Here is a 22697-nt window from a genome sequence, read left to right as displayed (position 1 = left end):
TCGTTGATTTCAAAGGCGACTGCTGGGCGGGCGCGCGAGACACGTCCACGACAAGGACACAACGAAGACACTGCTAGAGTGGGTGTCCGCAGCAAACACACGCCGCAAAGACATGCCCGTTCATCCCACGGACCACCGTTTCGGCCTGCTCGCCTGGCATAGCGGCGAGCAAGCGCCGGCCGTGCAGCTGGGTTCTGCGCGCGAACCGCTGCTGCGCGCGGCCGTGGCCAAGGCCGTCGCGAGCGCGCGACTGGCGCAGGCCGACCAGGGCCAGCCGTCCGGCGCGGGGCGCCTGCTGCATGTGGAAACGCCAGGGCCACGCGGCATGTCGCGCCATGTCGTCGTCTGGCTGGCGGATGCGGACACGGAAGTCGCGCTGGTGCGGCCGGCCGACGAATCGGCCGCGCTGTTCGACCTCGCGGCGAGCGTGCCTTTCGCGTACGCCATCCTCAACATGTTCCTGACCAATCCGTACCAGGCCATCACCGTGGCCGACCTCGACGGGCACATGCGCTACATCAGCCCCGTGCACGAGAAGTTCTTCGGCCTGGCGCCGGGCGTGGCGGTGGGGCGCCGTGCGGAAGACGTGATCCCCAACTCGCGACTGCCCCACGTGGCACGCAGCGGCAGGGCCGAGATCGGCGAGCTGCAGGAACTGGGGCGCGGCGTGAGCCGCATCGTCAATCGCATGCCGATCTTCGAGGGCGGCGCCGTGGTCGGTGCGGTGGGGCAGGTGAGCTTCAGCGGCGTGGAGGCCGTCAACCGCATGCAGCAGCGCCTGAACCAGCTGCGCGACGAGGTGCAGCACTACAAGCGGCAACTCAGCGAACTCCAGGGCGGAACGGCCGCGGCAACCATCATGGTGGGCAGCAGTGCGCCCATGCAACGGCTCTCGCGCGAGATCGACGCCGTGGCGAGGCTCGACGTGCCCGTGCTCATCCTCGGCGAGAGCGGCAGCGGCAAGGAACTGGTCGCGCAGGCCCTGCATGCACGTGGGCGCAGCGCCGATGCGCCATTGGTCAGCCTGAACCTGGCCGCCCTGCCCGCCACCCTCATCGAATCCGAGCTGTTCGGCTACGAGGCCGGCGCTTTCACGGGCGGCAAGAAGCAGGGACAGCCCGGCAAGCTCGAGCAGGCCGAAGGCGGCACGCTCTTTCTCGACGAAGTGGCCGACATCCCGATGGAGATCCAGGTCAAGCTGCTGCGCGTGCTCGAAGACCGCCAGGTGCAGCGACTCGGAAGCCAGTTGAGCCGGCGCATGAACTTCAGGATCGTGGCGGCCACGCACCGCGACCTGCGGGCGCTGATCGACAGCGGCCGCTTCAGGCTCGACCTGTTCTACCGCCTCAGCGGCGTGGTGCTGAACGTGCCGGCGCTGCGCCAGCGCCTCGAGGACATTCCCGCACTGGTGCAGCGCTTCATGCAGGCGTTCTGCGAGCGCAACGGCATCGCCCAGCCAGGCATCGCGCCCGGCGTGATCGGCTACCTGGCGCAGCAGCGCTGGCCCGGCAACGTCCGCCAGTTGCGCCAGCGCGTGGAAGAAGCGCTGGTGTTCTGCGACGGCAAGCTGCTCGGCGTGGCGGACTTCGCCCGCCATCAGGATCCGCTCGCCGATGCGCAGCGGATACCGGCGCAAGATCTTTCGTCCGTGTCTGTGACGCGGGCCGGGTCGCCGGCCGGCGGGGCAGTGGCACCGCTGCGGCAGGTCGAATGCCAGGCCATCCTCGATGCGATCGCGCGCTGCGGCGGCAACAAGAAGCTGGCGGCGCAGGAGCTCGGCATCTCGCGCTCGTACCTCTACAAGGTGCTGGGCAGCAGCGCGCGCGCCTGACCGCGGCCTCGGGCCCCTAGATCAGCGGCGTCGGCCGCATCGGCCGTTCGAAATAGTCGCCCAGCCTTTCGAGCGCATGCGGCTCCAGGATGCGCAGCCAGCCGGCATCGAGCTTGTAGAGCCCGAGCGCCTGCAGCTTGCGCAAGGTCTTGTTGGTGTGCACCAGCGACAGTCCGAGCGCATCGGCGATGTGCTGCTGGTTGAACGGAAACTCGACCCAATCGTCGCGCACCATGCCCACACGTTGCGCGCGCCGGTACAGGTGCATCAGCAGCATGGCCACGCGCTCGACCGCGTTGCGGCGGCCCGCGGTCACGAGGTTGTCGTCGACGAGCTTTTCCTCGCGCGCGGCGAGCCAGGTGATGCTGTAGCCGAGCTTCGGCTGGCCATGGAAGAGTTCCCACAGCCGGGCGCGCGAAAAGGCGCACAGCGTGGTGTCGGTCACGGCCTCCACGCCGTGCGTCTGCCCATCGGCGAATTCGTCCTGCAGCCCGATGAAGTCGCCAGGCAACAGGAAGCTCAGGATCTGGCGCCGGCCGTCGCTGAGCGTCTTGTAGCGGAAGGCCCAGCCGGCGTAGAGCGTGAACAGCTCGGGACTGGGCCGGTGCTCCTCGATGATCGCGCGCCCGGCCGCGACCTGGCGCGAGCCGATCCTGAAGGACTGGATGGTGGCGAGCTCGTCCTGCGATGCCGGCAAGAAGGCGTCGAGCCGGCGCAACGCGCAGTCGTCGCACGGGTTCGGGCCCGCGGGCGGCGGTGCAGGGATGGCGTAGTCCTCGAATTTCACGCCGCACTATAGGTCTTTTGCCTATGTCTTTTCACATTTCGCGACACTTCGGAGGTGCCTAGACTTCATACGTCCCTTGCCTCCGAACGCATGACAGATCACCAAGCACTTCACGAAATCTTCTACTGCAGCCTTCTGACGCAAGACCTGCCGCCGACGGCCGTCGGCACCATCGTGACCCAGGCCCGCGCTCGCAACGCAGAACACCGGATCACCGGCCTGCTGGTGTTCGACGGCATGCGGTTCTGCCAACACCTCGAAGGACCCGTGGAAGCCGTGGAGACGCTGATGCACCGCATCGCGCATGACCCGCGGCATACGGAGGTGCGGGTGCTCTACCGCGGCGCATTGGACAGCCGCCGCTACAGCGGCTTCGGCATGGGCCTGGCCGAGAGCGAAGGCCCCGACCTGATGGCCGGCGTCCATGCGCTCGACGGCGAGGCGGCGCTGAAGCACTTCCTGGCGCTGCGGCCCAGCTTCGACATCAGCATCTGAATTCCGGGCAGCCAAAAAAAAAGGCGGCCGAGGCCGCCTTCCGTCCGTGGGAAACACGCGCTGCCCGACGGGCGGGCTCAGGCCGGGTCCCACGAATAGGTGGCGCCGTAGCCGTCCCAGGCTTCCATCACGATGCGCCGGCCCCCAGCCACCGTGAGCGACTCGCCCGGTGCGAGCACGAGGTCTTCGCTTGCGCTGGCCGCGTTGGCGTCGGCCGTGACCCAGACGCGGCCCTGCTTGATGCGCAGCACACTGGCGGTGCGGGCACGCAGGCTCATGGCCTCGCCGGGTGCGATCTGCCAGGCGCCACGGCGCACGGCCGGCGGCACGGCAGCGTTGGTGCGGGCAGCACCTGGCAGGGAAGCGAGCGATTCATTGGTGCAGACGGCGGTGGACATAAAAGACTCCTTGGCTGGGCCGATGCGCGATGACAGGACGGGAAGAAACAGGAATTGGCGCAGTTCGGGAATGAATGATCGTTTCCGGGCCGTTGGCAGTCCAATGAAAACGAAGTAGCCTACTGATTCCGAATCCGCATCAATGCCCGGCATCCACCCTTCCCCATCCATGCAGCACTCGCAAACCCACCTGCGCTCCCGCCCGATCTCGGCCGGCCACCTGCGCGCCTTCGAGGCGGTCGCGCGCCACCTGAACTTTCGCGCCGCCGCCGAGGAAATGGCGCTCACCCAGTCGGCGGTCAGCCGCCAGATCCAGTCGCTCGAGGAAGAGGTGGGCGTGGCGCTGTTCCTGCGCCACACGCGCGCGGTGGAGCTCACGAGCGCCGGTGCGCAGCTGCTCCTCGCGGTGCAGCAATCGCTGCCGCGCATCGACATGGCGGTGCGGCAGATCCGCCAGAGCGCCGGGCGCAAGAACGTCTCGCTCACGACCTTCGCATCGTTCGCATCGATGTGGCTGATCCCGCGGCTCGAGGCTTTCCAGCGCGACAACCCCGAAATCGACATCCGCATCGACGCCAGCGACGTCGCGGTCGACCTCGAAGTGGCCGACGTGGACATCGCGCTGCGCTACGGTCCGCGCGAGAGCATGCCGGCCTCGGCGCTGCGCCTTTTCGGCGAAACGCTCACCCCGGTGGCGAGCCCGTGGCTGCTGAAGAGCAGCCCGCCGGTCAAGACGCCGGCCGACATCGCGCGCTTCACGCTGATCGAAGCGGGCGACGCGCACCGCTCGCACCTCGAATGGCTGACCTGGCGGCGCTGGTTCGAAGTCAACGGCCTCGAGCGGGCGCAGCCCCGGCGCTGGCTCTATTTCAACTACGCCTACCAGATGGTGCAGGCGGCGCTCACCGGCCAGGGCGTGGTGCTGGCGCGCAGCTCGCTGATCGCCGAAAGCCTGGCCAACGGCGACCTCGTCGAGGTGCTGCCGCAGCACCGCATGGATTCACCGATGGCCTACTGGCTCATCGCCGGCCCGCGCCAGGCGCTGCGGCCCGAGATCAAGGCGTTCTCGGACTGGCTGCAGGCGCAGGCCGTCACCACGCGCGAAACAATCGGCGAGGTGCCCGACCCCGACACGGTCGACAACATCGACTGAAACCGGCGTTTTAGCCGACGGGCCAAACGACGCCGTTGTCATTCAGGATCGCGTCGAGCGGCAAGTCGTGCGGCTCGGGCTGGTAGTCCTCGAGAAACGCATTCGTGAAGCCGAGGCCGACCGTGAAGGGCCGCGGCTCGAGCGCGTCCAGCGTGCGGTCGTAAAAGCCGCCGCCGTAGCCCAGGCGGTAGCCGCCGGCGCTGTAGCCCACGCAGGGGACGAACAGCAGCGTGGGCACGATGAGTTCGGTGTCCTTGGGTTTGGGAATGCCGTAGGCGTCCTCTTCCATCTGGCAGCCCGGGTACCAGGCGTGGAAGGTCAGCGTCTTGTGGACCTTGTTCATCACGGGCAGGCCGATGCGGCGGCGCTGCGGCTCGTCCATCAGCTCGCCGTCTTCCTTCCAGCGGTGCAGCGCGGGCAGCGGATCGAACTCGCCCTTGATCGGCCAGTAGGCGCCGATCACCGTGTCGGGCCGCCCCACGAGCCAGATGCGCATCACGCGCTGCAGCAGGTCGGCCCTGGCCAGCCGGTCGGGCATCGCGAGGCGCTGCTCGATGAGCGCCTTGCGCAGTTGTGCCTTGAGAAAACTTGCGGTCGCCGAGGTGCCGGCATCCTGTGACTTGTCCATAATCCCCCGATGCAGTTCCCGAGCATTTTGGCACCCAAGCACCGCGGCCCGCGCCGAGCGGCCTCCGCGCTGGTCTTTTCCACCGTCCTGGCCACCGCCGCCCTGCTCGCGCAGGCGCCCGCGGCAGCGCAACAGGCCAACAGCAACGACGACCTGTTGGTCCAGATGAAGCAGGCGTTCCAGCGCGGCGACAAGGCGCGGCTGGCCGCGCTGCTGCCGCAAGCCCGCGGCCATGCGCTCGAACCCTGGGCCGCCTACTGGGAGCTCAAGGCGCGGCTGAAAGAGGCCCTGCCGAACGAAGTGCAGGACTTCTTCGCGCGCTATCCCGGCTCCTACCAGGAAGACCGGCTGCGCAACGACTGGCTGCTGCTGCTGGGCGAGCGCCGCGACTGGGACGGCTTCTCGGCCGCCCTGCCGGGCTTTCGCATGAACGACGACCCGCAGGTTCGCTGCTACGCGATCCTCGTCGAGTCGCTGCGCACCGGCACCGCCACCCAGGCCCAGGCCGACGAGGTGCGCCGCAACTGGCACGGGCAGAAAGAGGCGGACGACGGCTGCCTCACCGCGGCCGACCGCATGGTCGCAGCCCGGCTGATGTCGCCCAACGACGCCTGGAAGAAGGCGCGCCTGGCCATGGAAGCCAATCGCGCGCAGGCCGCACGCGGCGCCGTGGCCATCGCCGCACCCGACGCGCTGCCGCTGTTCGAAGAGGTCAATGCCAGCGCCGCGAAGTTCCTCGCGGGCCGCGCCTTCGTGGCCGCCAAGTCGCGCAAGGAAATCGTCGTGCTGGCGCTGATCCGCATCGCCATGGCCGACCCCGAGCAGGCGGCCTCGCAACTCGACGGCAAATGGGGGCCGATGCTCTCGGCCGAAGAACGCAACTGGGTCTGGGGCACCATCGGCCGCCAGGCCGCGAACAAGCTCTCGCCGCTGGCCGGCAGCTACTTCGCCAACGTCACGAAGAACAGCGATCTCTCCGACGACATGCTCGGCTGGCGCGTGCGCGCCGCACTGCGCGCCAGCCAGTGGAAGGAGGTGGCGCCCGCCATCAACGCCATGAGCGAGAACGCCCAGCTGGAGCCGACCTGGATCTACTGGAAGGCGCGTGCGCTCAGCGCGGCGGGCGGTGACGAGCGCCGCGCCCAGGCGCGCGAGCTGTACCAGAGCATCGCCGGCACGCGCGGCTTCTACGAAATGCTCGCGCTCGAGGAGATGGGCCAGCGCATCTTGGTGCCCACGCGCCCGGCGCCGCTCACGGCCGAGGAGAAGAACGCCGCGCGCACCAATCCGTCGCTGGCGCGTGGGCTCTACGCGATCTCGATGGGGCTGCGCTCCGAAGGCGTGCGCGAGTGGAACTACGCCACCAACCTGCACGACCGGGGCGGCATGGACGACCGCTCGCTCCTGGCCGCGGCCGACCTGGCCTGCCAGCGCGAAGTCTGGGACCGCTGCATCAACACCAGCGAGCGCACCAAGGGCGCGATCGATGCCGAGCAGCGCTTTCCGATGCCCTTCCACGACACCGTGCTGCGCAAGAGCCAGGAGATCGGTCTCGACCCGGCCTACGTCTACGGCCTGATCCGTCAGGAAAGCCGCTTCATCATGGACGCCCGCTCGGGCGTCGGCGCCTCGGGCCTGATGCAGGTCATGCCCGCCACCGCGCGCTGGACGGCGCGCAAGATCGGCATGACCGATTTCACGCCGGGCCGCATCAACGAGCGCGAGACCAACATCACCATCGGCACCGCCTACCTCAAGCTCGCGCTCGACGACTTCGACGGCTCCATGGCGCTGGCCGCTGCCGCCTACAACGCCGGCCCCGGCCGGCCGCGCAACTGGCGCAACGGCCCGGTTCTCGACGCCGCGATCTGGGCCGAGAACGTGCCCTTCAACGAGACGCGCGACTACGTGAAGAAGGTGCTCGCCAACACCACCAACTACGCGGCGCTGATCAGCGGCCGTCCGCAGTCGCTCAAGGAGCGCCTCGGCCAGGTCGGCCCGCGCAATGTGGCCGAACCCGAACCCAACAAGGATCTGCCCTAGATGAGTTGGACCACCGAGGTGCTCGACACGGTTGCGGCCGAGTTCTCGGACGCGGCCGATGTCGCCCAGCTCACGCGCATCGTCGTGCGGCTGATGCTCGCGGCGGTGCTCGGCTTCATGCTCGGGTTCGAGCGCGAACAGCACGGCAAGGCGGCCGGCGTGCGCACCCACATGCTGGTGGCGATCGGATCGGCGATGTTCGTGCTGATCCCGCAGCAGTCGGGCATCGAGCCGGCCGACATGAGCCGCGTCATCCAGGGACTGGTGGCGGGCGTGGGCTTTCTCTGCGCCGGCACCATCCTCAAGCAGGGCCGGAACGAACACCAGGTGCAGGGCCTGACCACCGCGGCCGGGCTCTGGATGACGGCGGCCATCGGCATGGCCTGCGGGCTCGGGCGCGAGGTCACGGCGGTGACGAGCGCGCTGCTGGCGCTGGCGGTGCTTTCCGTGGTGCCGCGCCTGGTCCACCTGGTCGAGCGCCTGGTCGGCCCGCCGCGCGACCCGGGCAAGCGGCGCGTGATCGCTGCGCCCGAGGACGAGCCGCCGCGCTGAAGCGCGCATGCGCCGGGCGCGCACCGCGCATCAATCTGCCGCGGCTTCGGCATCAATGCGGACGCGCAGGCTCGTTAGCATCGAGGGCCTTCCTTTTCCTCTGATCCGCAGGACCACACCATGCGCAAGCTCTACGTCGGCAACAAGAACTACTCGTCCTGGTCGATGCGGCCCTGGGTGCTGATGAAGCAGGCCGGCATTCCGTTCGAAGAGGTCAAGGTGCGCTTCGATTCCTTCGAGGCCGATTCGCAGTTCAAGCAGATCATCGCCAGGCTCAATCCGGTCGCCAAGGTGCCGGTGCTGGTCGACGGCGAACTCGTGGTGTGGGACAGCCTGGCCATCGCCGAATACCTGGCCGAGACTTTTCCCGAGAAGCAGCTCTGGCCGAGCGCCGCGGCCGATCGCGCCCGTGCGCGCAGCATCTGCGCCGAAATGCATGCGGGCTTCGGCAACCTGCGCACGCTGTGCGGCATGAACATCGAGGCCTCGCTTGCGCACGTGGGCGCGCAACTGCTCAAGGACCATCCCGCGCTCGGCGCCGAGGTCGAGCGCATCGTGCAGATGTGGAGCGGCCTGCTCGATGCGCACGGCGGGCCGATGCTGTTCGGCGAATTCGGCATCGCCGACGCCTACTACGCGCCGGTCGGCGTACGCATCAAGACCTACGGCCTGCCGGTGCCGGCCGCCATCACCGCCTACATCGCGCGCGTGCAGGCGCTGCCCGGCGTCAAGGCCTGGATCGACGACGCGCTGGCCGAGAAGGACTTCCTCGACTTCGAGGAGCCCTACCGGCAGCAGCGCTGATGCGCCGCTGGATCGACGCTCAGAACCTGTAGGTCGCCGACAGGTAGGTCACGATCGGATTGAGCTTCAGCCGCGCCTCGCTGGTGGCGATCGGCAGCCCGCCGAGCGACGTGGTGGTGAGCGTGGCCTTGGTCTTCAGCGGGATGTACGAGACCGAGAACGAGACGCCCCAGTGCTTGTCGAACTGGTAGGACGCGCCCACGTTGAACACCGGCGCGAACGAGCTGTCGAGCTCGGCCGTGGTCGAGGTCGACATCGGCGGCCGGCGCAGCTGGCTGCCGAGCGCACCCTGCAGCCCCGGCGTGAGCTTGACGTCGCTGTACCAGACATAGGTGGCGCCCAGGCCCACGAACGGGCGGAAGGCATCGTTGGCCTGGTTGAAGTAGTACTTGCCGAGGATCGTCGGGCTCCACTGGCGCGCCTCGCCGAGTTCACCCACGCGGCCGAGCGTGCCCTTGCCGTCGAGCTTGAATTTCGGCGGCACACCCAGCACGCCTTCGACTGCCCAGTGGCTGTCGATGAAATACACCGCGCTCAGGCCCAGCGTGTCCGAGTCGCTGACCGATGCGCCCGAGCCGGCGACCACGCTGCGCACCGGCGCGGTCAGCGTGAGCGGCTTGCTCGAATCCTGCGGTGCCAGGTGGAGCCAGCCCGCACCGACGACCCAGTCGCCCGCGTTCTGCGCCCATGCGCCGCCCGACGCCAGCGCACCGCATGCCGCCAGGGCCCACATGTTTTTCTTCATCATCTGTTCGCTCCTTTTGGTTAAGAACTTTGTAGTAAGCAGCCTTGCCAGAGACGGCGACTGCGTTCCGCGAGAAACGGCGAAGGATCGTCCGAGGCATCAACAAATTATCGAACGGTCGTTCTATTTTTACATATGGGATATCCCTAAACTTGGCGCCATGAAAACCTACCTCGTCGGCGGCGCGCTGCGCGACCGGCTGCTCGGGCGCCCCGTGACCGACCACGACTGGCTGGTGGTCGGCGCCACGCCCGAGGAGATGAACGCGCGCGGCTTCCTGCCCGTGGGCCGCGACTTCCCGGTGTTCCTGCACCCCGAAACGCGCGAGGAATACGCGCTCGCGCGCACCGAGCGCAAGAGCGCGCCGGGCTACCGCGGCTTCACCATCCACGCCGCGCCCGACGTCACGCTCGAGCAGGACCTCGCGCGGCGCGACCTCACGGTCAACGCGATCGCCATGCCGGCCGAGTTCGTCGAGGCCGACGGCAGCTTCGAGCCCACCCCCGACAAGCTGGCCGATCCCTTCCACGGCCGGCGCGACCTCGCGCAGAAGCAGCTGCGCCACGTGACCGACGCCTTCCGCGAGGATCCGGTGCGCATCCTGCGCGTGGCGCGCTTCGCGGCGCGCTTCGATGACTTCGCGGTGGCGCCCGAGACCATGGCCCTGATGCGCGAGATGGTCGAGGCCGGCGAGGCCGACGCACTGGTGCCCGAGCGCGTCTGGCAGGAACTGTCGCGCGGACTCATGGAAGCGCGCCCCTCGCGCATGTTCGAGGTGCTCCGGGCGTCGGGCGCGCTGGCGGTGCTGCTGCCCGAGGTGGACCGACTCTGGGGCGTGCCGCAGCCCGCGGCGCACCATCCGGAAATCGATGCCGGCGTGCACCTGATGATGGTCATCGACACGAGCGCGCGGCTCGGGGCGCCACTCGCGGTGCGCTTCGCCTGCCTCATGCACGACCTCGGCAAGGGCACGACCGCCGCCGACATGCTGCCGCGCCACATCGGCCACGAGAAGCGCAGCGCCGAGTTGCTGCGCGCGGTGTGCGACCGCTGGCGCGTGCCCGTGGAGATCCGCGAGCTGGCCGATGTGGTGGCGCGCGAACACGGCAACATCCATCGCAGCGGCGAACTGGGCGCTGCGGCGCTGGTGCGGCTGCTGGAGCGCTGCGACGCCTTGCGCAAGCCGGCGCGCTTCGCCGATGCGCTGTTGGCCTGCGAATGCGATGCGCGCGGCCGGCTCGGGTTCGAAGACCGCGCCTACCCGCAGCGCGAGCGGCTGCTGCGCGTGCTGGCGGTGGCGACCGGCGTGGCGACCGATCCGGTCGCACGCGCCGCGCAGCAGGCCGGCGCCGCGGGACCGCAGATCGGCGAAGCGATCCACCGGGCGCGCGTGGAAGCGGTCGCGGCCGCGCTCGACTGACAACTTTGTAAGCGCTCGCGCCCGCCTCCGGGCACGTCCGGCTTTGGCCGACATGGAACCTGCTAGGCCCGTGTTATGGTCGTTGCCAGATGCCAATGTCTTCCAAGTTGCCACCTCCGTTGGGCCAAGACGGCGCCCTCTTTCTCGATTTCGATGGCACCCTGGTCGGCCTCGCGCCAACCCCTGAATCGATCGAGATTCCTCCCGCGCTGGTTCCACTGCTCGAAGATCTGAGTGACCAGCTCGGCGGTGCGCTGGCGGTGGTTTCGGGCCGCCAGATCGACGCCATCGACCGCTTCCTTGCACCGCTGCGGCTGCCTGTCGCGGGCGAGCACGGCGTGCAGCGCCGCGACGCCAAGGGGCGCATGCAGGAGCAGCGCCCACCCGATCTCATTCCCATCCTCGATGCCGCCAACGAGTTGGCGCGCGTGCACGAGGGGCTGCTGGTCGAACGCAAGCACGCGGCCATCGCGCTGCACTACCGCCTGGCGCCGCAGCTCGAGGCCGTGTGCCGCGACGCGATGTCGCGCGCCATCGCCGACCGTCCGCTGCTCGAACTCATGCATGGCAAGTTCGTGTTCGAGATCAAGCCCACGGGCGTCAACAAGGGCACCGCGATCGACGCCTTCATGACCGAGGCCCCGTTCGCGGGGCGCGTGCCGTTCTTTGCCGGCGACGACACCACGGACGAAACCGGCTTCGCGGTGGTGCAGCCGCGCGGCGGCATCGCCATCAAGGTCGGCGCGGGGCCGAGCATTGCACAGCACCGCCTCGAGTCGCCGCGCGCCGTCTACGAATGGCTGGTGCAGATGCGCGACCAACTGGCTGCAGCCCCGCACAAGAAGAACGAAGATACCTGAGCAGAGGAGCGACCGGATGAGTGAACTGCAGTTGCCGAAGGCGCCCGAGGACCGCGCGGGCACTTCGCTCGCGGGCGCGGCCGGGCCCGCCGACAAGGCCCCGGTCGATCCCCGCGCCGCCACCTCGGCCGTGCCGCGCGGCTTCGCCCCGCCGGCCGAGCCTTCGCTCGACGTCGGCGTGATCGGCAATTGCGCCTACAGCGCGCTGGTCGACGCCCGCGGGCGCATCGTCTGGTGCTGCCTGCCGCGCTTCGACGGCGACCCGGTCTTCAATGCCCTGCTGCACCCGGGCGACGAGGCCGGCGCCTGGGCCATCGAGATCGAGGACTTCGCCTCGAGCAAGCAATGGTACGAGCCCAATACCGCCGTGCTGCGCACCCAGCTGTTCGACAGCGCCGGCCAGGGCATCGAGATCACCGACTTTGCGCCGCGCTTCTACAGCCGCTCGCGCTACTTTCGCCCGCTCATGCTGGTGCGCCGCGTGCGGCCGCTCGCGGGTTCGCCGCGCATCCGCGTGTCGCTCGATCCGCGCTTCCAGTGGGGCGCCTCGGCGCCGGTGGAGGTCACGCGCGGCAGCAACCACATCCGCTACGTCGGGCCCGACGTGACGCTGCGGCTCAACACCGACGCCTCGATCTCGCACATCCTCGCGCGCCAGCCGTTCGTACTCTCGCGCGAGTACAACTTCATGTTCGGCGTCGACGAGACGCTGCTCGACGGCATTGCCGATACCGCGCGGGCCTTCGAGCAGGAAACCATCGCTTACTGGCGCACCTGGAGCAAGCGGCTTGCGATTCCGTTCGAATACCAGGACGCGGTGATCCGCGCCGCGATCACGCTCAAGCTCTCGCTCTACGAGGACACCGGCGCCATCGTCGCCGCGATGACCACGAGCATCCCGGAGGCGCCGGGCAGCCAGCGCAACTGGGACTACCGCTACTGCTGGCTGCGTGACGCCTTCTTCGTGGTGCGCGCGCTCAACTCGCTGAGCGAAGTGGGCACCATGGAGGACTACCTGCGCTGGCTCGGCAACGTGGTGATCGGCTCGCACGGCGAGCACATTCAGCCGCTCTACGGCATCGGACTCGAGCGCGAACTGCCCGAATCCATGGTCGAGCACCTGCCGGGCTACCGCGGCATGGGGCCGGTGCGCGTGGGCAACCAGGCGCAAGAGCACTTCCAGCACGACGTGTACGGCAACATCGTGCTCGGCGCGGCGCAGGCCTTCCACGACCAGCGCCTGCTGAGCCCCGCGGGCGTGGCGGAATTCCCGCACCTCGAAGCGGTGGGCGAGCAGGCGATCCGCGTCTACGGCACGCCCGATGCCGGCATGTGGGAGCTGCGCACCCGCGCCCGCGTGCACACCAGCTCGGCCCTGATGAGCTGGGCCGCCTGCGACCGGCTCGGCAAGATCGCCCATGCGCTGGCGCTGCCCGAGCGCGCCGCCTACTGGCAGGGCCATGCCGCGCGCATGAAGGAAGAGATCCTGGACAAATCGTGGTGCGAGGAGCGGCAGGCCTTCGCAGAGAGCTTCGGCGGCCACGAACTCGATGCGAGCATTTTGCTGATGGTCGAGGTGGGCCTGATCGACGCGCGCGATCCGCGCTTCGTCTCCACCGTCGACGCCATGGAGAAGTCGCTCTGCGACGGCCCCTACATGCGCCGCTACGAAGCGGCCGACGACTTCGGCAAGCCCGAGACCGCCTTCAACATCTGTACCTTCTGGCGCATCGACGCGCTTGCCAAGATCGGCCGCAAGGCCGAAGCACGCCAGATCTTCGAGACCATGCTCGCGGCCCGCAATCCGCTCGGCCTGCTCTCCGAAGACACGCATCCCGTCACCGGCGAGATGTGGGGCAACTTTCCGCAGACCTATTCCATGGTCGGCATCATCAACGCGGCGATGCGGCTCTCGGCGCCCTGGGACTCCGCCATATGAACCGTCTTGTCGTCGTATCCAACCGCGTGGCCGACCCACGCAAGCCCGCGGCCGGCGGCCTGGCCGTGGCACTCGGCGAAAGCCTGCAGCAAAGCGGGGGGCTCTGGTTCGGCTGGAGTGGCCAGATCGTCGAGGAAGGTCCCACCGGCGAAGGCGAGCTGCATGTGCAGCAGGCCGGCAAGGTCACGCTGGCCACGCTAGACCTGAGCCGTGACGACCACGACAGCTACTACCTCGGCTACAGCAACGACGTGCTGTGGCCGGTCTTCCACAACCGGCTCGACCTTGCCCATTTCGATGCCGGCTTCATCGGCGGCTACCGGCGAGTGAACCAGCTGTTCGCGCGCAAGCTCATGCCGCTGCTGAAGGAAGACGACATCATCTGGATCCACGACTACCACCTGATGCCGCTCGCGGCCGAACTGCGCGCGATGGGCTGCAAGCAGCGCATCGGCTTCTTCCTGCACATTCCGCTGCCGCCGCAGATCATCATCGCGGCAGTCCCGCAGCATGAATGGCTCATGCGCTCGCTGTTCTCCTACGACCTGATCGGCTTCCAGGCGCAGCAGGACGTGCAGCACTTCGAACACTACGTGCGCAACGAAGCCAACGGCGAATACCTCGGCGACGACATGTACCGCGCTTACGGGCAGACGGTGCGCTGCAGCGCGTTCCCGATCGGCATCGACGTGGACGAGTTCACGCGGCTCACGCATGCCAAGGAGTCGCGCGACATGTTCGACACCATGCGGCGCGAATACTCGCAGCGGCGACTGCTGCTGGGCATCGACCGGCTCGACTACTCCAAGGGCATTCCGCAGCGCGTGCGCGCCTTCAGCGAACTGCTCGCCAACTACCCCGAGAACCGCCGCAGCGCCACGCTGATCCAGATCGCCTCGCCCACGCGCGAGACGGTCGACGCCTACGGCGACATCCGGCGCGAACTCGAGTCGCTGTGCGGTGCGATCAACGGCGACTACGGCGAACTCGACTGGATGCCGGTGCGCTACATCCACCGCATGGTGGCGCGCAAGCGCGTGCCGGGGCTGTGCCGTGCCGCCGCCGTCGGACTCGTGACGCCGCTGCGCGATGGCATGAACCTCGTCGCCAAGGAGTACATCGCGGCTCAGGACCCGGAGGATCCGGGCGTGCTGGTGCTCTCACGCTTCGCAGGTGCGGCCGAGCAGCTCAAGGAGGCGCTGCTGGTCAACCCCTACGACACGCACCGCACCGCCGAGACGGTGCAGCAGGCACTGCAGATGCCGCTCGAGGAGCGCCGCGAGCGCCACACGAAACTGCTCGCGCGCATTCGCGAGCAGGACATCCACTGGTGGCGCCGCAGCTTTCTCGATGCGCTGCGCCAGGCAGCCAGCCAGCGCTAGCGTCCGCTTCAGCCGCCGGCCAGCCGGCGTAGCCACCGGACCGCTGGTGATGCCTGCACCGACGGTGCGGGCGCATGGAGGCGCAGGCGCACCGCCGTCAATGCAACCAGCTCGACCCAGCCGCCACGTGCCATGCGGTGCACCTCGCCCTCGCCCAGCCTCGTCTGCGCGGTGAACACCGTCTCGCCGAGCCACGACGGCGGCGCGACAAGCAGCACCGAGCCCTGCCGGACTTCGAGCCAGGTCGCGCGGTCGAGCGCGGTGCGCAACGCCTCGCCCGGCTGCAGGGCGATGGTAGCGGGAGGAGGTTCGAGCGTGAGGGGTGACATGGGCTGCGCCTTGTGGATTCGGATGGTCCATCGTAGGAAGCCGAGCCCTTCCGAAACAGGCACACGCCAGGGCGATTCGCACCGGAACAGCGCTGCCTCCGGGCCATCTGTTATGGTCGTTTTCCCCCACAACTGCATCTGTTTCCGAACGCACGATCGAGGGACCATCGACGCCATGGACTCGCTACCGCTCTACCGCCAGCTTGCAGCGCACTACGTGGATGCGATTCACACCGGCTCGCTCCGGCAGGGCGACAAGCTGCCCTCGCTGCGCCGCCTGATGCAGCTGCACGACATCAGCCTCTCGACCGCGCTGCAGCTGTGCCGCACGATGGAGAGCGACGGCTGGGTCGAGGCGCGCGACCGCTCCGGCTACTTCGTGCGCCGTCCGAAGCGGCTCGCGATCGCGCCGCTGGAGGAGCCTGCGGCCGGCGTACCGCCGGACCCGGCGCAGTACGTGGGCATCCACGCCAAGGTGTCGGACTTCGTGGCGCGCCGCCGGCAATTGCCCGAGAAGCTCAACCTTTCGATCGCGCGCGGCGCGCCCGAGCTGTATCCCGCAGAGGCGCTCCGCAACGCGATGACCCGCATGCTGCGCCGGCACCCCGAAATGCTCACGGTCGCGGCGCAGCTCAAGGGTCATCGCCAGTTCCGCGAGGTGGTCGCCCAGCGCAGCCTGCGCGTGGGCATGACGATCTCGCCCGACGACGTGCTGGTCACCAACGGCTGCATCGAGGCGCTCAACCTCGCGCTGCGCGCCGTCGCGCAGCCCGGCGACACCGTCGCCGTGGAATCGCCCACCTTCTATGGCCTATTGCAGGTGCTCGAAAGCCTGGGCATGCGTGCGCTCGAGATCCCGACAAGTCCGCAGACCGGCCTCTCGATCGAAGCGCTGGAGCTCGCGATCCGCACCTACGACAACATCAAGGCCGTGGTGGTGGTGCCGCACCTGCAGAACCCGCTCGGCAGTGTGATGCCCGATTCCCACAAGGCGCGGCTCGCGCTGCTGTGCGAGCGGCATGCGATCCCATTGATCGAGGACGACACCTACAGCGAACTCGTCGATGCGCAGGGCCCGCCGCGCGCTTTGAAGTCGTGGGACACCGTCGGCAACGTGATCCACTGCGCGTCGCTGCACAAGATTCTCGCGCCCGGCCTGCGCCTGGGCTGGATCACCGCGGGCCGCTGGCAGGCGCGCGTGGAGATGCTCAAGTATGCGCAGACGCGCAACAACGAGGGCCTGTCGCAAAGCGCGGCCGGGCTCTTCATGGCCACTGGCGCCTATGACCGCCACCTGCGGCACCTGCGCGCCTGCCTGAAGACGCAGCGCGAGCAGACCGCCGATGCGATCGCCAGCCACTTCCCCTCGGGCACGAGGATCAATCTGCCGCCCGGCGGGCTGCAGCTCTGGATCGAGCTGCCCGAGCGGCTTTCGTCGTCGCGCGTGTTCGATGCTGCGCTTGCAGAGCGCATTGTGGTGGCGCCCGGCACGCTGTTCTCCAACTCCTCGCGCTTCGACCACTACCTGCGGATCAATTGCGGCTGGCCGTACGGCGAGGCAGTCGCCACGGGCCTCCGCCGGCTGGGCCAGATCACCGAGGCGCTGCTGCGCGGCCACAGCGCCGCGGTGCCGCAGCCCGCGGCGCACCGGCTTCAGTCCAGCAACGCAAGCGCCGCGTAGTCGCCGATCGTGTCGCCGAGCCCTGCGGGCACCAGCAGCACGCCGCGCGTGAGCGGTGCGAGCCTGCCGTCGACCTGCGCCTGGAGCCGCGGCAGCAGGAAATCGCGGTGATGCCAGAACACGCTGCCGCCGAGACTGATGCGCTGCAGGTCGAGCGTGACCACGAGGTTGTAGAGCATGCGGCCCAGCACGCGGCACAGCGCATCGACCACTTCGGTGGCATGCGGCTCGCCGGCCGACGCGGCCGTGAACAGGTCGGGCGCGGACTGCCCGAAGCGTCGCGCCATCGAGTTGCCGGCCACCAGCGCCTCGACGTCGCCGAGGTTGCCGCAGCCGCAGAGGGCACCACTCGCATCGTCCACCACGAAGCTGTGGCCCGCATGGCCCGCATTGCCGTTCTTGCCGCGCAGCGCGCGTCCGTCCACGCACAGGCCCACGCCCACGCCGGTGCTCCAGGTGACGTAGGCGCAGTGGTCCAGTCCCTTCAGCGCGCCCCAGTGGCGCTCGGCCTCGAGCGCGGCCACCGCGTCGTTCTCGACCCGCACGCTGCGAAAGCGCTGTGCAAGCGGCGCCTCGACGATGGCCGTCATCCAGTCATTCGGCAGGCCGCGCGCCGGGCCTGCGATGCCGCCGCAGATGTTCGGCGTGGCCAGTTCGACCATGCCGTCGCGCAGCTCGAAGGGTCCGGTGGACGACACGCCCACACGGTCGATGTCGGCGGCGGAGATGCCCTGCTCGGCGCAGACCTCGTCGATCATGCGAATGATTTGCACCGCCACGGCATCGTTGTCGCCGGTCTTGGCGGTCGGCTCGCTGCGCCGGCCGACGAGCGGCGCATCGCTCGAAGCGGAAAGGCTCACGGCAATCTTGGTGCCGCCGATGTCAACACAGGCTCTCATGCGTCGTTCTTCCCTTTGTCTCTCGGTTGTCTATATCAGGCGCGAAACCAGCGCCGCGATCATGCTGAGCACCAGCGTGCTGGCGATCGGCAACTGCCAGTCGCGGCCGAACGCGCGGAACTCGAAATCGCCGGGCAGCCGTCCGAAGCCGAACCGGCGCAGCCAGGCGGTGAGCCCGCTCATGAGCACCAAGGCGAGGACGACGACGAGCAGCCAGCGGATCATGGTGACAGTCTAGGCCGCCAGGCCCGCCAGAACGGCCAGGGCTTGCCGGTGGAGTTCGGGCGTGGCCGCGGCGATCACGCGGCAGTCGGGCGTGAGCCCCAGCGGACGGCCTTCCCAGTCGGTGACGATCCCGCCTGCGGCCTCGATCAGGCCTGCGGGGCCGAGGTAGTCGTAGGGCTGCAGGCCGGTCTCGACCACGAGGTCGATGGTGCCGCCCGCGAGCTGGGCATAGCCGTAGCAGTCACCGCCGAAACGGCGCATCGCGCACTGGCGGCTCAGCCGGTCGAAAGCCTGCCAGTCGGCCGGCGCAAAGATGTCGGGCGATGTGGTCACGATGCGCGCCCGGGCCAGCTCGGTGCAGCCGCTTGCGCGCACCGGCTCCCCATTGCGCGTGGCACCCTGGCCGGCCTGGCCGATCCAGCGCTCCGCGAGCACCGGCATGTCGACCATGCCGAGCACCACGCGGCCGCCTTGCAGCACGCCGATCAGCGTGCCCCAGAGCGGCGATCCGGTGATGAAGCTGCGCGTACCGTCGATGGGGTCGAGCACCCAGATGCGCTCGGCGTCGAGCCGCTCCTGGCCGTGTTCCTCGCCGAAGATGCCGTCGGCCGCCGCCCGGGCCAGCAGGATCTCGCGCATCGCCGTCTCGGCCGCGCGGTCGGCGAGCGTCACGGGGCTCTCGTCGGCCTTGGTGATGATGTCGAGCGGCGTGCGGAAATACGGCATCGACTGTGCCGCGGCGGCATCGGCCAGGGCATGGGCGATCGACAGGAGATCGGGCGTGGAAGGGCTCATGGGGCAGGAACTTTGCGCGGGCCAAAAATGCGATTAGACCCGAGCCGGGGCCGTTCGAGGCGGGGCCCAGCCGCTCAGAGCTTGTGGCTGCGGTCACCTTCCGCGAACCCAACCGCATCCCAGGCCCCGCCCGCAGCAAACCCGATCACCTTGAACAGCTCGCCCATCTCATGCTCATGCACGAGCCGCGCCGCCATTGCGCGCTCGGCCACCGAGCCGGCCTCCATGCGCGCAAGCAGGCCGCAGTTCAGCAGAAAGCGTGCCTGGCTCGTGTAGCCCAGCACCTCGAGCCCCGCGTCCTGCCCCGCCAGCGCGATGCCGGTGAAGTCGACGTGGGCCGTGATGTCCTTCTGGCCCACGTCGGACAACGGATCGCCGTCGACCTGATGCGCGCGGTGGCACATCACGGTGCCCATGTGGCGCTGCGGGTGGTAGTACTCGTGCTCGGGAAAGCCGTAGTCGATGAAGAATGCCGCGCCTTTTTCGAGCCGGTCGGCGAGCGTGGCGATGAAGGCCCGCGCCTGCGGATGGACCTCGGTCAGATAGTCGTGCGCGCCCTCGACCTCGACGGGCGGACGCAGCGGCGTCTCGCGATCGGCCCAGGCCCAGCCCTCGTTGCCGGCCTGGCGCACCACGCCACGCTCGAACCACTGGCCTCCCACGCGCGCGAGCAGTTGCACCGGCATCGCATCGAGCACCTCGTTGCCGACCACCACACCTTGCATGGAGTCGGGCAGCGCGTCGAGCCACTCGACCTGCCCCGCATGGCCCGCGAGCGCCTGCTGCTGCCGCTCGCGCAGCGTGCCCGACAGGTCGACGATGCGATAGCGCACGTCGCCGCGGCCCAAGCCATCGAGCGCATGCAGCAGCTGCACCGCGAGCGCGCCCGAGCCGGCTCCGAATTCCCAGACGGTGTCGGTGCCCGTGCTCTCGAGCGCCTCGGCCACCTGCACCGCGAGCGTCGCGCCGAACATCGGCGTCAGTTCGGGGGCCGTCACGAAGTCGCTGCCCGAGGCCGGCATGTGGCCGAACTTGGCGAGCGTGTTGGCGTAATAGCCGAGGCCGGGCGCGTAGAGCGCCAGCGCCATGAAGCGGTCGAACCCGATCCAGCCGCCCGCGCGTTCGACCGAACGCGCGATGAGATGGTCGAGGGCGATGGGTAAACTGCCGGGGGATGTCGTCGTCGTCACGGCGCCATTCTCCACCCTCTCACTCGCCCTCTTCCTTCGTCGCTTCCCCGCATGAGCCCCGCAACGCCCTCCGCCGACCGCCGCACCGTTCTCGTCACGGGCGCAGGCCGCAGGCTGGGTCGTGAGATCGCGCTGGCGCTCGCCGCCGGCGGCTGGCAGGTCGCGGTGCACTATCGCCACTCGCGCGCCGAGGCCGAGCGCACGGTGGCCGACTGCGCCGCGCTTTCGGGCGACTCGGCCCTGTTCGCGGCCGAGCTCGAGGACGAGCAGGCCACGCGCGCGCTCCTGCCCCGCGTGGTCGCGCGCTTCCGCGGTGTCGACGCCGTGGTGCACAGCGCCGCCCTGTTCGAGCACGACGCGGCCGCCACCTTCGGCTACGCGCTCATGGAGCGCCATGCCCGCAGCAACACGGGCGCGGCGATCCTGCTGGCGCAGGCGCTGCACGAGCATGTCGCGGCGCGTGGCACCCAGGGCGCGGTGGTGCACATGCTCGACCAGAAGCTCTGGAACCCGAACCCCGATTTCCTGAGCTACACGCTCTCGAAGGCGGCCCTCGAGGCCGCGACGCCGATGCTGGCCCAGGCGCTCGCGCCGCATGTGCGCGTGGTGGGCGTCGCGCCGGGGCTCACGCTGCCGAGCCACATGCTCGACGACGCGAAGTTCGCGCAGTTGCACAAGCTGTCGCCGCTCGGGCGCTCCTCGACGCCCGAAGACGTGGTCGCGGCCGTGAAGTTCGCGCTCGAGAATCGCTCGATCACCGGCACCACTCTGCTGGTCGACGGCGGCCAACACCTGATGAAATTCGAGCGCGATTTCTCGCTCATGTGAGAAGACAAGAAGAAGGCACGAGGCACCCACCATGTCCAACCCCACGCCACCGCCCCCGCTGGGCCGCCAGACCCTCACGCTGCAGGGCCTGCGCTTCGACGCCAACCTCGGCATCCTCGACCAGGAGAAGGCGGCGCCGCAGCCGATCCAGGTCGATGCCGAGCTCAACCTCGGTGCCCAGCCGCTGCTGCCGCAGGACGACGACATCTTTCACGTGCTCGACTACCGCAAGGTGCGCCGCATCATCATCGACGAGTGCACCGCCGAGCACGTCAACCTGCTCGAGAGCCTGATCGGCAAGCTGGTGCAGCGCCTGCTGCAGCTGCCCGGGGTGCAGGGTGTGCGCGTGAAGATCGCCAAGCTCGAGATCTTCGACGACTGCGAAGTCGCGATCCGCATGGAATCCGGCGAGTGGTGAACGGCCAAACGCGCTGAGCGGCGTCTTCCTTTTTCAGGCGGCCGAGCCGCAGGCCGCTGCACCCCTGCCACCCGCGGGCCACAACCGCACCGCGAGCGCACCGAGCCCCGACAGCACGCCGAGCAGCGCCACCGCCGGCCAGCCCCACTGCGCGAGCACCAGCGCGCCGAGTGCGGAGCCCGCCGCCATGCCGATGAACACGCCCGTGAAGAACACCGCATTGAGCCGGCCGCGCGCCGCGGGATCGATGCCGTAGACCACGGTCTGGTGCGCAATCAGCGCGGCCTGCAGCCCGAAGTCGAAGCCGATGGCGCTGGCCACGATCAAGCCGAGCCGCGCCGCGGGCGCCATCAGCGGCGCGAACAGCATGGCCGCGAAGGACACGGCCACGAGCGCGGCGCCGATGCGGATCACCAGCTCGGGACCGCGGCGATCTGCCAGGCGCCCGGCCAGCGGTGCCGCCAGCGCGCCCGCGGCACCGGCCAGCCCGAAGGCGCCGGCCGCCGCGCTGCCGAGGTGGAACGGCGCGCCGTGCAGCATCACGGCCAGCGTCGACCAGAAGGCGCTGAAGCCCACCGAGAGCAGCGCCTGCGCGAAGGTGGCGCGGCGCAGCGCGCCATGGCGCTGCCACAGCCTGGCGAGCGAACCCAGCAACGCGCCGTAGCCCAGCTGCGTGGTCGGGCGCAAGTGCGGCAGGCCGCGGGCCACGGCGATGCCGACCAGCGCGATGCTGGCGGCCGCCGCCACGAACATCGCGCGCCAGCCGAAGTGCTCGGCCACGAAACCGCTGAGCACGCGCGACAGCAGGATGCCCAGCAGCAACCCCGTCATCACCGTGCCCACGATGCGGCCGCGGTGCGCCTCGGGCGCCAGCGTGGCGGCGGCCGGCACCACGTCCTGCGCCAGCGTGGCGGTGAGGCCGATCACGAGGCTGGCGGCCAGGAGTGGCACGATCGACGGCGAGAACGCCGCGCCGAGCAGCGCGAGCACCAGCACCGCGGCCTTGGCCAGGATAAGGCGGCGGCGGTCGAAGCGGTCGCCGAGCGGCGCCAGCAGCAGGATGCCGAGCGCATAGCCGAGTTGCGTGAGCGTCGGCACGAAGCCGACCGTGCGCGCCGGCGCGCCGATGTCGGCCCCGAGCACGCCAAGCATGGGCTGGCTGTAGTAGAGCGCCGCCACCCCGAGGCCAGCGCTGGCCGCCAGCAGCAGGATCAGCGACCTCGGGAGCTGATCATGCGAAGGTTGAATAGGAGACATGGTATTTACCCTTGGTTTTCGAAGCATGGACGGAGTGT

Annotated in this window: 23 protein-coding genes; 13 read left to right on the top strand and 10 right to left on the bottom strand. The window is 69.2% G+C overall.

Annotation, left to right across the window (positions count from 1 at the left end; all coding sequences use genetic code 11):
• The first annotated feature begins 112 nt into the window (after nt 1-112).
• Nucleotides 113-1831: a sigma-54 interaction domain-containing protein gene (locus AC3A6J_RS25840; protein WP_487862864.1), complete on the top strand. Its 1719-nt coding sequence runs from the start codon at nt 113-115 to the stop codon at nt 1829-1831.
• A 16-nt stretch (nt 1832-1847) separates the two neighbouring features.
• Here AC3A6J_RS25840 and AC3A6J_RS25835 read toward each other — a convergent pair whose 3' ends face one another.
• Complete coding sequence (locus tag AC3A6J_RS25835) at nt 1848-2618, bottom strand: Crp/Fnr family transcriptional regulator (protein ID WP_487862863.1); 771 nt, start codon at nt 2616-2618, stop codon at nt 1848-1850.
• A gap of 90 nt (nt 2619-2708) precedes the next feature.
• Here AC3A6J_RS25835 and AC3A6J_RS25830 point away from each other — a divergent pair, with 90 nt between their 5' ends.
• Entirely contained in the window at nt 2709-3113 is a 405-nt protein-coding gene (locus AC3A6J_RS25830) for a BLUF domain-containing protein (RefSeq protein WP_487862862.1), read from the top strand.
• A 77-nt stretch (nt 3114-3190) separates the two neighbouring features.
• Here the strand turns inward: AC3A6J_RS25830 and AC3A6J_RS25825 are convergent, their stop codons facing one another.
• Nucleotides 3191-3511 (bottom strand): DUF2917 domain-containing protein, encoded by a 321-nt coding sequence (locus AC3A6J_RS25825; protein ID WP_487862861.1) that lies wholly within the window; start codon nt 3509-3511, stop codon nt 3191-3193.
• A 169-nt stretch (nt 3512-3680) separates the two neighbouring features.
• Between AC3A6J_RS25825 and AC3A6J_RS25820 the strand changes: the two genes are divergently transcribed.
• Entirely contained in the window at nt 3681-4664 is a 984-nt protein-coding gene (locus AC3A6J_RS25820) for a LysR substrate-binding domain-containing protein (RefSeq protein ID WP_487862860.1), read from the top strand.
• Nucleotides 4665-4674: 10 nt separating this feature from the next.
• On the opposite strand, the gene AC3A6J_RS25815 is transcribed toward AC3A6J_RS25820, so the two are convergent.
• Nucleotides 4675-5292, bottom strand: coding sequence for a 5-formyltetrahydrofolate cyclo-ligase (locus AC3A6J_RS25815; protein WP_487862859.1), 618 nt, complete (start codon nt 5290-5292; stop codon nt 4675-4677).
• Nucleotides 5293-5301: 9 nt separating this feature from the next.
• Here AC3A6J_RS25815 and AC3A6J_RS25810 point away from each other — a divergent pair, with 9 nt between their 5' ends.
• The 3 genes from AC3A6J_RS25810 (at nt 5302) to AC3A6J_RS25800 (ending at nt 8691) form a co-directional block, all read left to right on the top strand.
• Entirely contained in the window at nt 5302-7335 is a 2034-nt protein-coding gene (locus AC3A6J_RS25810) for a lytic transglycosylase domain-containing protein (RefSeq protein WP_487862858.1), read from the top strand.
• Nucleotides 7336-7887 carry an MgtC/SapB family protein gene (locus AC3A6J_RS25805; RefSeq protein WP_487862857.1) on the top strand — a complete coding sequence of 184 codons (552 nt, stop codon included), beginning with the start codon at nt 7336-7338 and terminating at the stop codon, nt 7885-7887.
• A 120-nt stretch (nt 7888-8007) separates the two neighbouring features.
• Nucleotides 8008-8691 carry a glutathione S-transferase family protein gene (locus AC3A6J_RS25800; RefSeq protein WP_487862856.1) on the top strand — a complete coding sequence of 228 codons (684 nt, stop codon included), beginning with the start codon at nt 8008-8010 and terminating at the stop codon, nt 8689-8691.
• Between the two features lie 19 nt (nt 8692-8710).
• Here AC3A6J_RS25800 and AC3A6J_RS25795 read toward each other — a convergent pair whose 3' ends face one another.
• Entirely contained in the window at nt 8711-9436 is a 726-nt protein-coding gene (locus tag AC3A6J_RS25795; protein ID WP_487862906.1) for an OmpW/AlkL family protein, read from the bottom strand.
• Between the two features lie 160 nt (nt 9437-9596).
• Here AC3A6J_RS25795 and AC3A6J_RS25790 point away from each other — a divergent pair, with 160 nt between their 5' ends.
• The 4 genes from AC3A6J_RS25790 (at nt 9597) to otsA (ending at nt 15037) form a co-directional block, all read left to right on the top strand.
• The gene (locus AC3A6J_RS25790; RefSeq protein ID WP_487862855.1) at nt 9597-10856 is read left to right on the top strand and encodes a multifunctional CCA addition/repair protein; all 1260 of its coding nucleotides are present in this window, start codon (nt 9597-9599) and stop codon (nt 10854-10856) included.
• Nucleotides 10857-10945: 89 nt separating this feature from the next.
• Complete coding sequence (gene otsB, locus AC3A6J_RS25785; RefSeq protein WP_487862854.1) at nt 10946-11716, top strand: trehalose-phosphatase; 771 nt, start codon at nt 10946-10948, stop codon at nt 11714-11716.
• A 16-nt stretch (nt 11717-11732) separates the two neighbouring features.
• Nucleotides 11733-13655: a glycoside hydrolase family 15 protein gene (locus tag AC3A6J_RS25780; RefSeq protein WP_487862853.1), complete on the top strand. Its 1923-nt coding sequence runs from the start codon at nt 11733-11735 to the stop codon at nt 13653-13655.
• On the top strand, nt 13652-15037 hold the full coding sequence (otsA, locus tag AC3A6J_RS25775) for an alpha,alpha-trehalose-phosphate synthase (UDP-forming) (RefSeq protein WP_487862852.1): 1386 nt from the start codon (nt 13652-13654) through the stop codon (nt 15035-15037). The genes AC3A6J_RS25780 and otsA overlap by 4 nt, the downstream gene beginning before the upstream one ends.
• An 8-nt stretch (nt 15038-15045) precedes the next feature.
• Here the strand turns inward: otsA and AC3A6J_RS25770 are convergent, their stop codons facing one another.
• Complete coding sequence (locus AC3A6J_RS25770; protein ID WP_487862851.1) at nt 15046-15366, bottom strand: hypothetical protein; 321 nt, start codon at nt 15364-15366, stop codon at nt 15046-15048.
• A 175-nt stretch (nt 15367-15541) separates the two neighbouring features.
• Between AC3A6J_RS25770 and AC3A6J_RS25765 the strand changes: the two genes are divergently transcribed.
• The gene (locus AC3A6J_RS25765; RefSeq protein ID WP_487862850.1) at nt 15542-17047 is read left to right on the top strand and encodes an aminotransferase-like domain-containing protein; all 1506 of its coding nucleotides are present in this window, start codon (nt 15542-15544) and stop codon (nt 17045-17047) included.
• Here AC3A6J_RS25765 and AC3A6J_RS25760 read toward each other — a convergent pair.
• From AC3A6J_RS25760 to AC3A6J_RS25745, 4 genes are all read right to left on the bottom strand, one after another.
• Complete coding sequence (locus tag AC3A6J_RS25760; protein WP_487862849.1) at nt 17020-17946, bottom strand: ROK family protein; 927 nt, start codon at nt 17944-17946, stop codon at nt 17020-17022. The two genes, AC3A6J_RS25765 and AC3A6J_RS25760, sit on opposite strands and share 28 nt — an antisense overlap.
• A 30-nt stretch (nt 17947-17976) precedes the next feature.
• A complete protein-coding gene (locus tag AC3A6J_RS25755) occupies nt 17977-18171 on the bottom strand; it encodes a DUF2905 domain-containing protein (RefSeq protein ID WP_487862848.1) in 195 nt (64 codons plus the stop codon).
• A 9-nt stretch (nt 18172-18180) separates the two neighbouring features.
• Nucleotides 18181-18966: a histidinol-phosphatase gene (gene hisN, locus AC3A6J_RS25750; protein ID WP_487862847.1), complete on the bottom strand. Its 786-nt coding sequence runs from the start codon at nt 18964-18966 to the stop codon at nt 18181-18183.
• A gap of 74 nt (nt 18967-19040) precedes the next feature.
• Complete coding sequence (locus AC3A6J_RS25745; protein ID WP_487862846.1) at nt 19041-20156, bottom strand: class I SAM-dependent methyltransferase; 1116 nt, start codon at nt 20154-20156, stop codon at nt 19041-19043.
• Between the two features lie 51 nt (nt 20157-20207).
• Between AC3A6J_RS25745 and AC3A6J_RS25740 the strand changes: the two genes are divergently transcribed.
• Both AC3A6J_RS25740 and AC3A6J_RS25735 read left to right on the top strand, forming a co-directional pair.
• Nucleotides 20208-20984 carry an SDR family oxidoreductase gene (locus AC3A6J_RS25740; protein WP_487862845.1) on the top strand — a complete coding sequence of 259 codons (777 nt, stop codon included), beginning with the start codon at nt 20208-20210 and terminating at the stop codon, nt 20982-20984.
• Between the two features lie 31 nt (nt 20985-21015).
• Complete coding sequence (locus tag AC3A6J_RS25735) at nt 21016-21402, top strand: dihydroneopterin aldolase (RefSeq protein ID WP_487862844.1); 387 nt, start codon at nt 21016-21018, stop codon at nt 21400-21402.
• Nucleotides 21403-21435: 33 nt separating this feature from the next.
• Here the strand turns inward: AC3A6J_RS25735 and AC3A6J_RS25730 are convergent, their stop codons facing one another.
• Complete coding sequence (locus AC3A6J_RS25730; RefSeq protein WP_487862843.1) at nt 21436-22659, bottom strand: MFS transporter; 1224 nt, start codon at nt 22657-22659, stop codon at nt 21436-21438.
• Nucleotides 22660-22697 lie beyond the last annotated feature (38 nt).

Source organism: Variovorax sp. Soil_C_39 (assembly GCF_057656815.1).
Note: the sequence above shows the minus strand (reverse complement) of the source record. Positions and strands in the feature narration are given on the sequence as shown.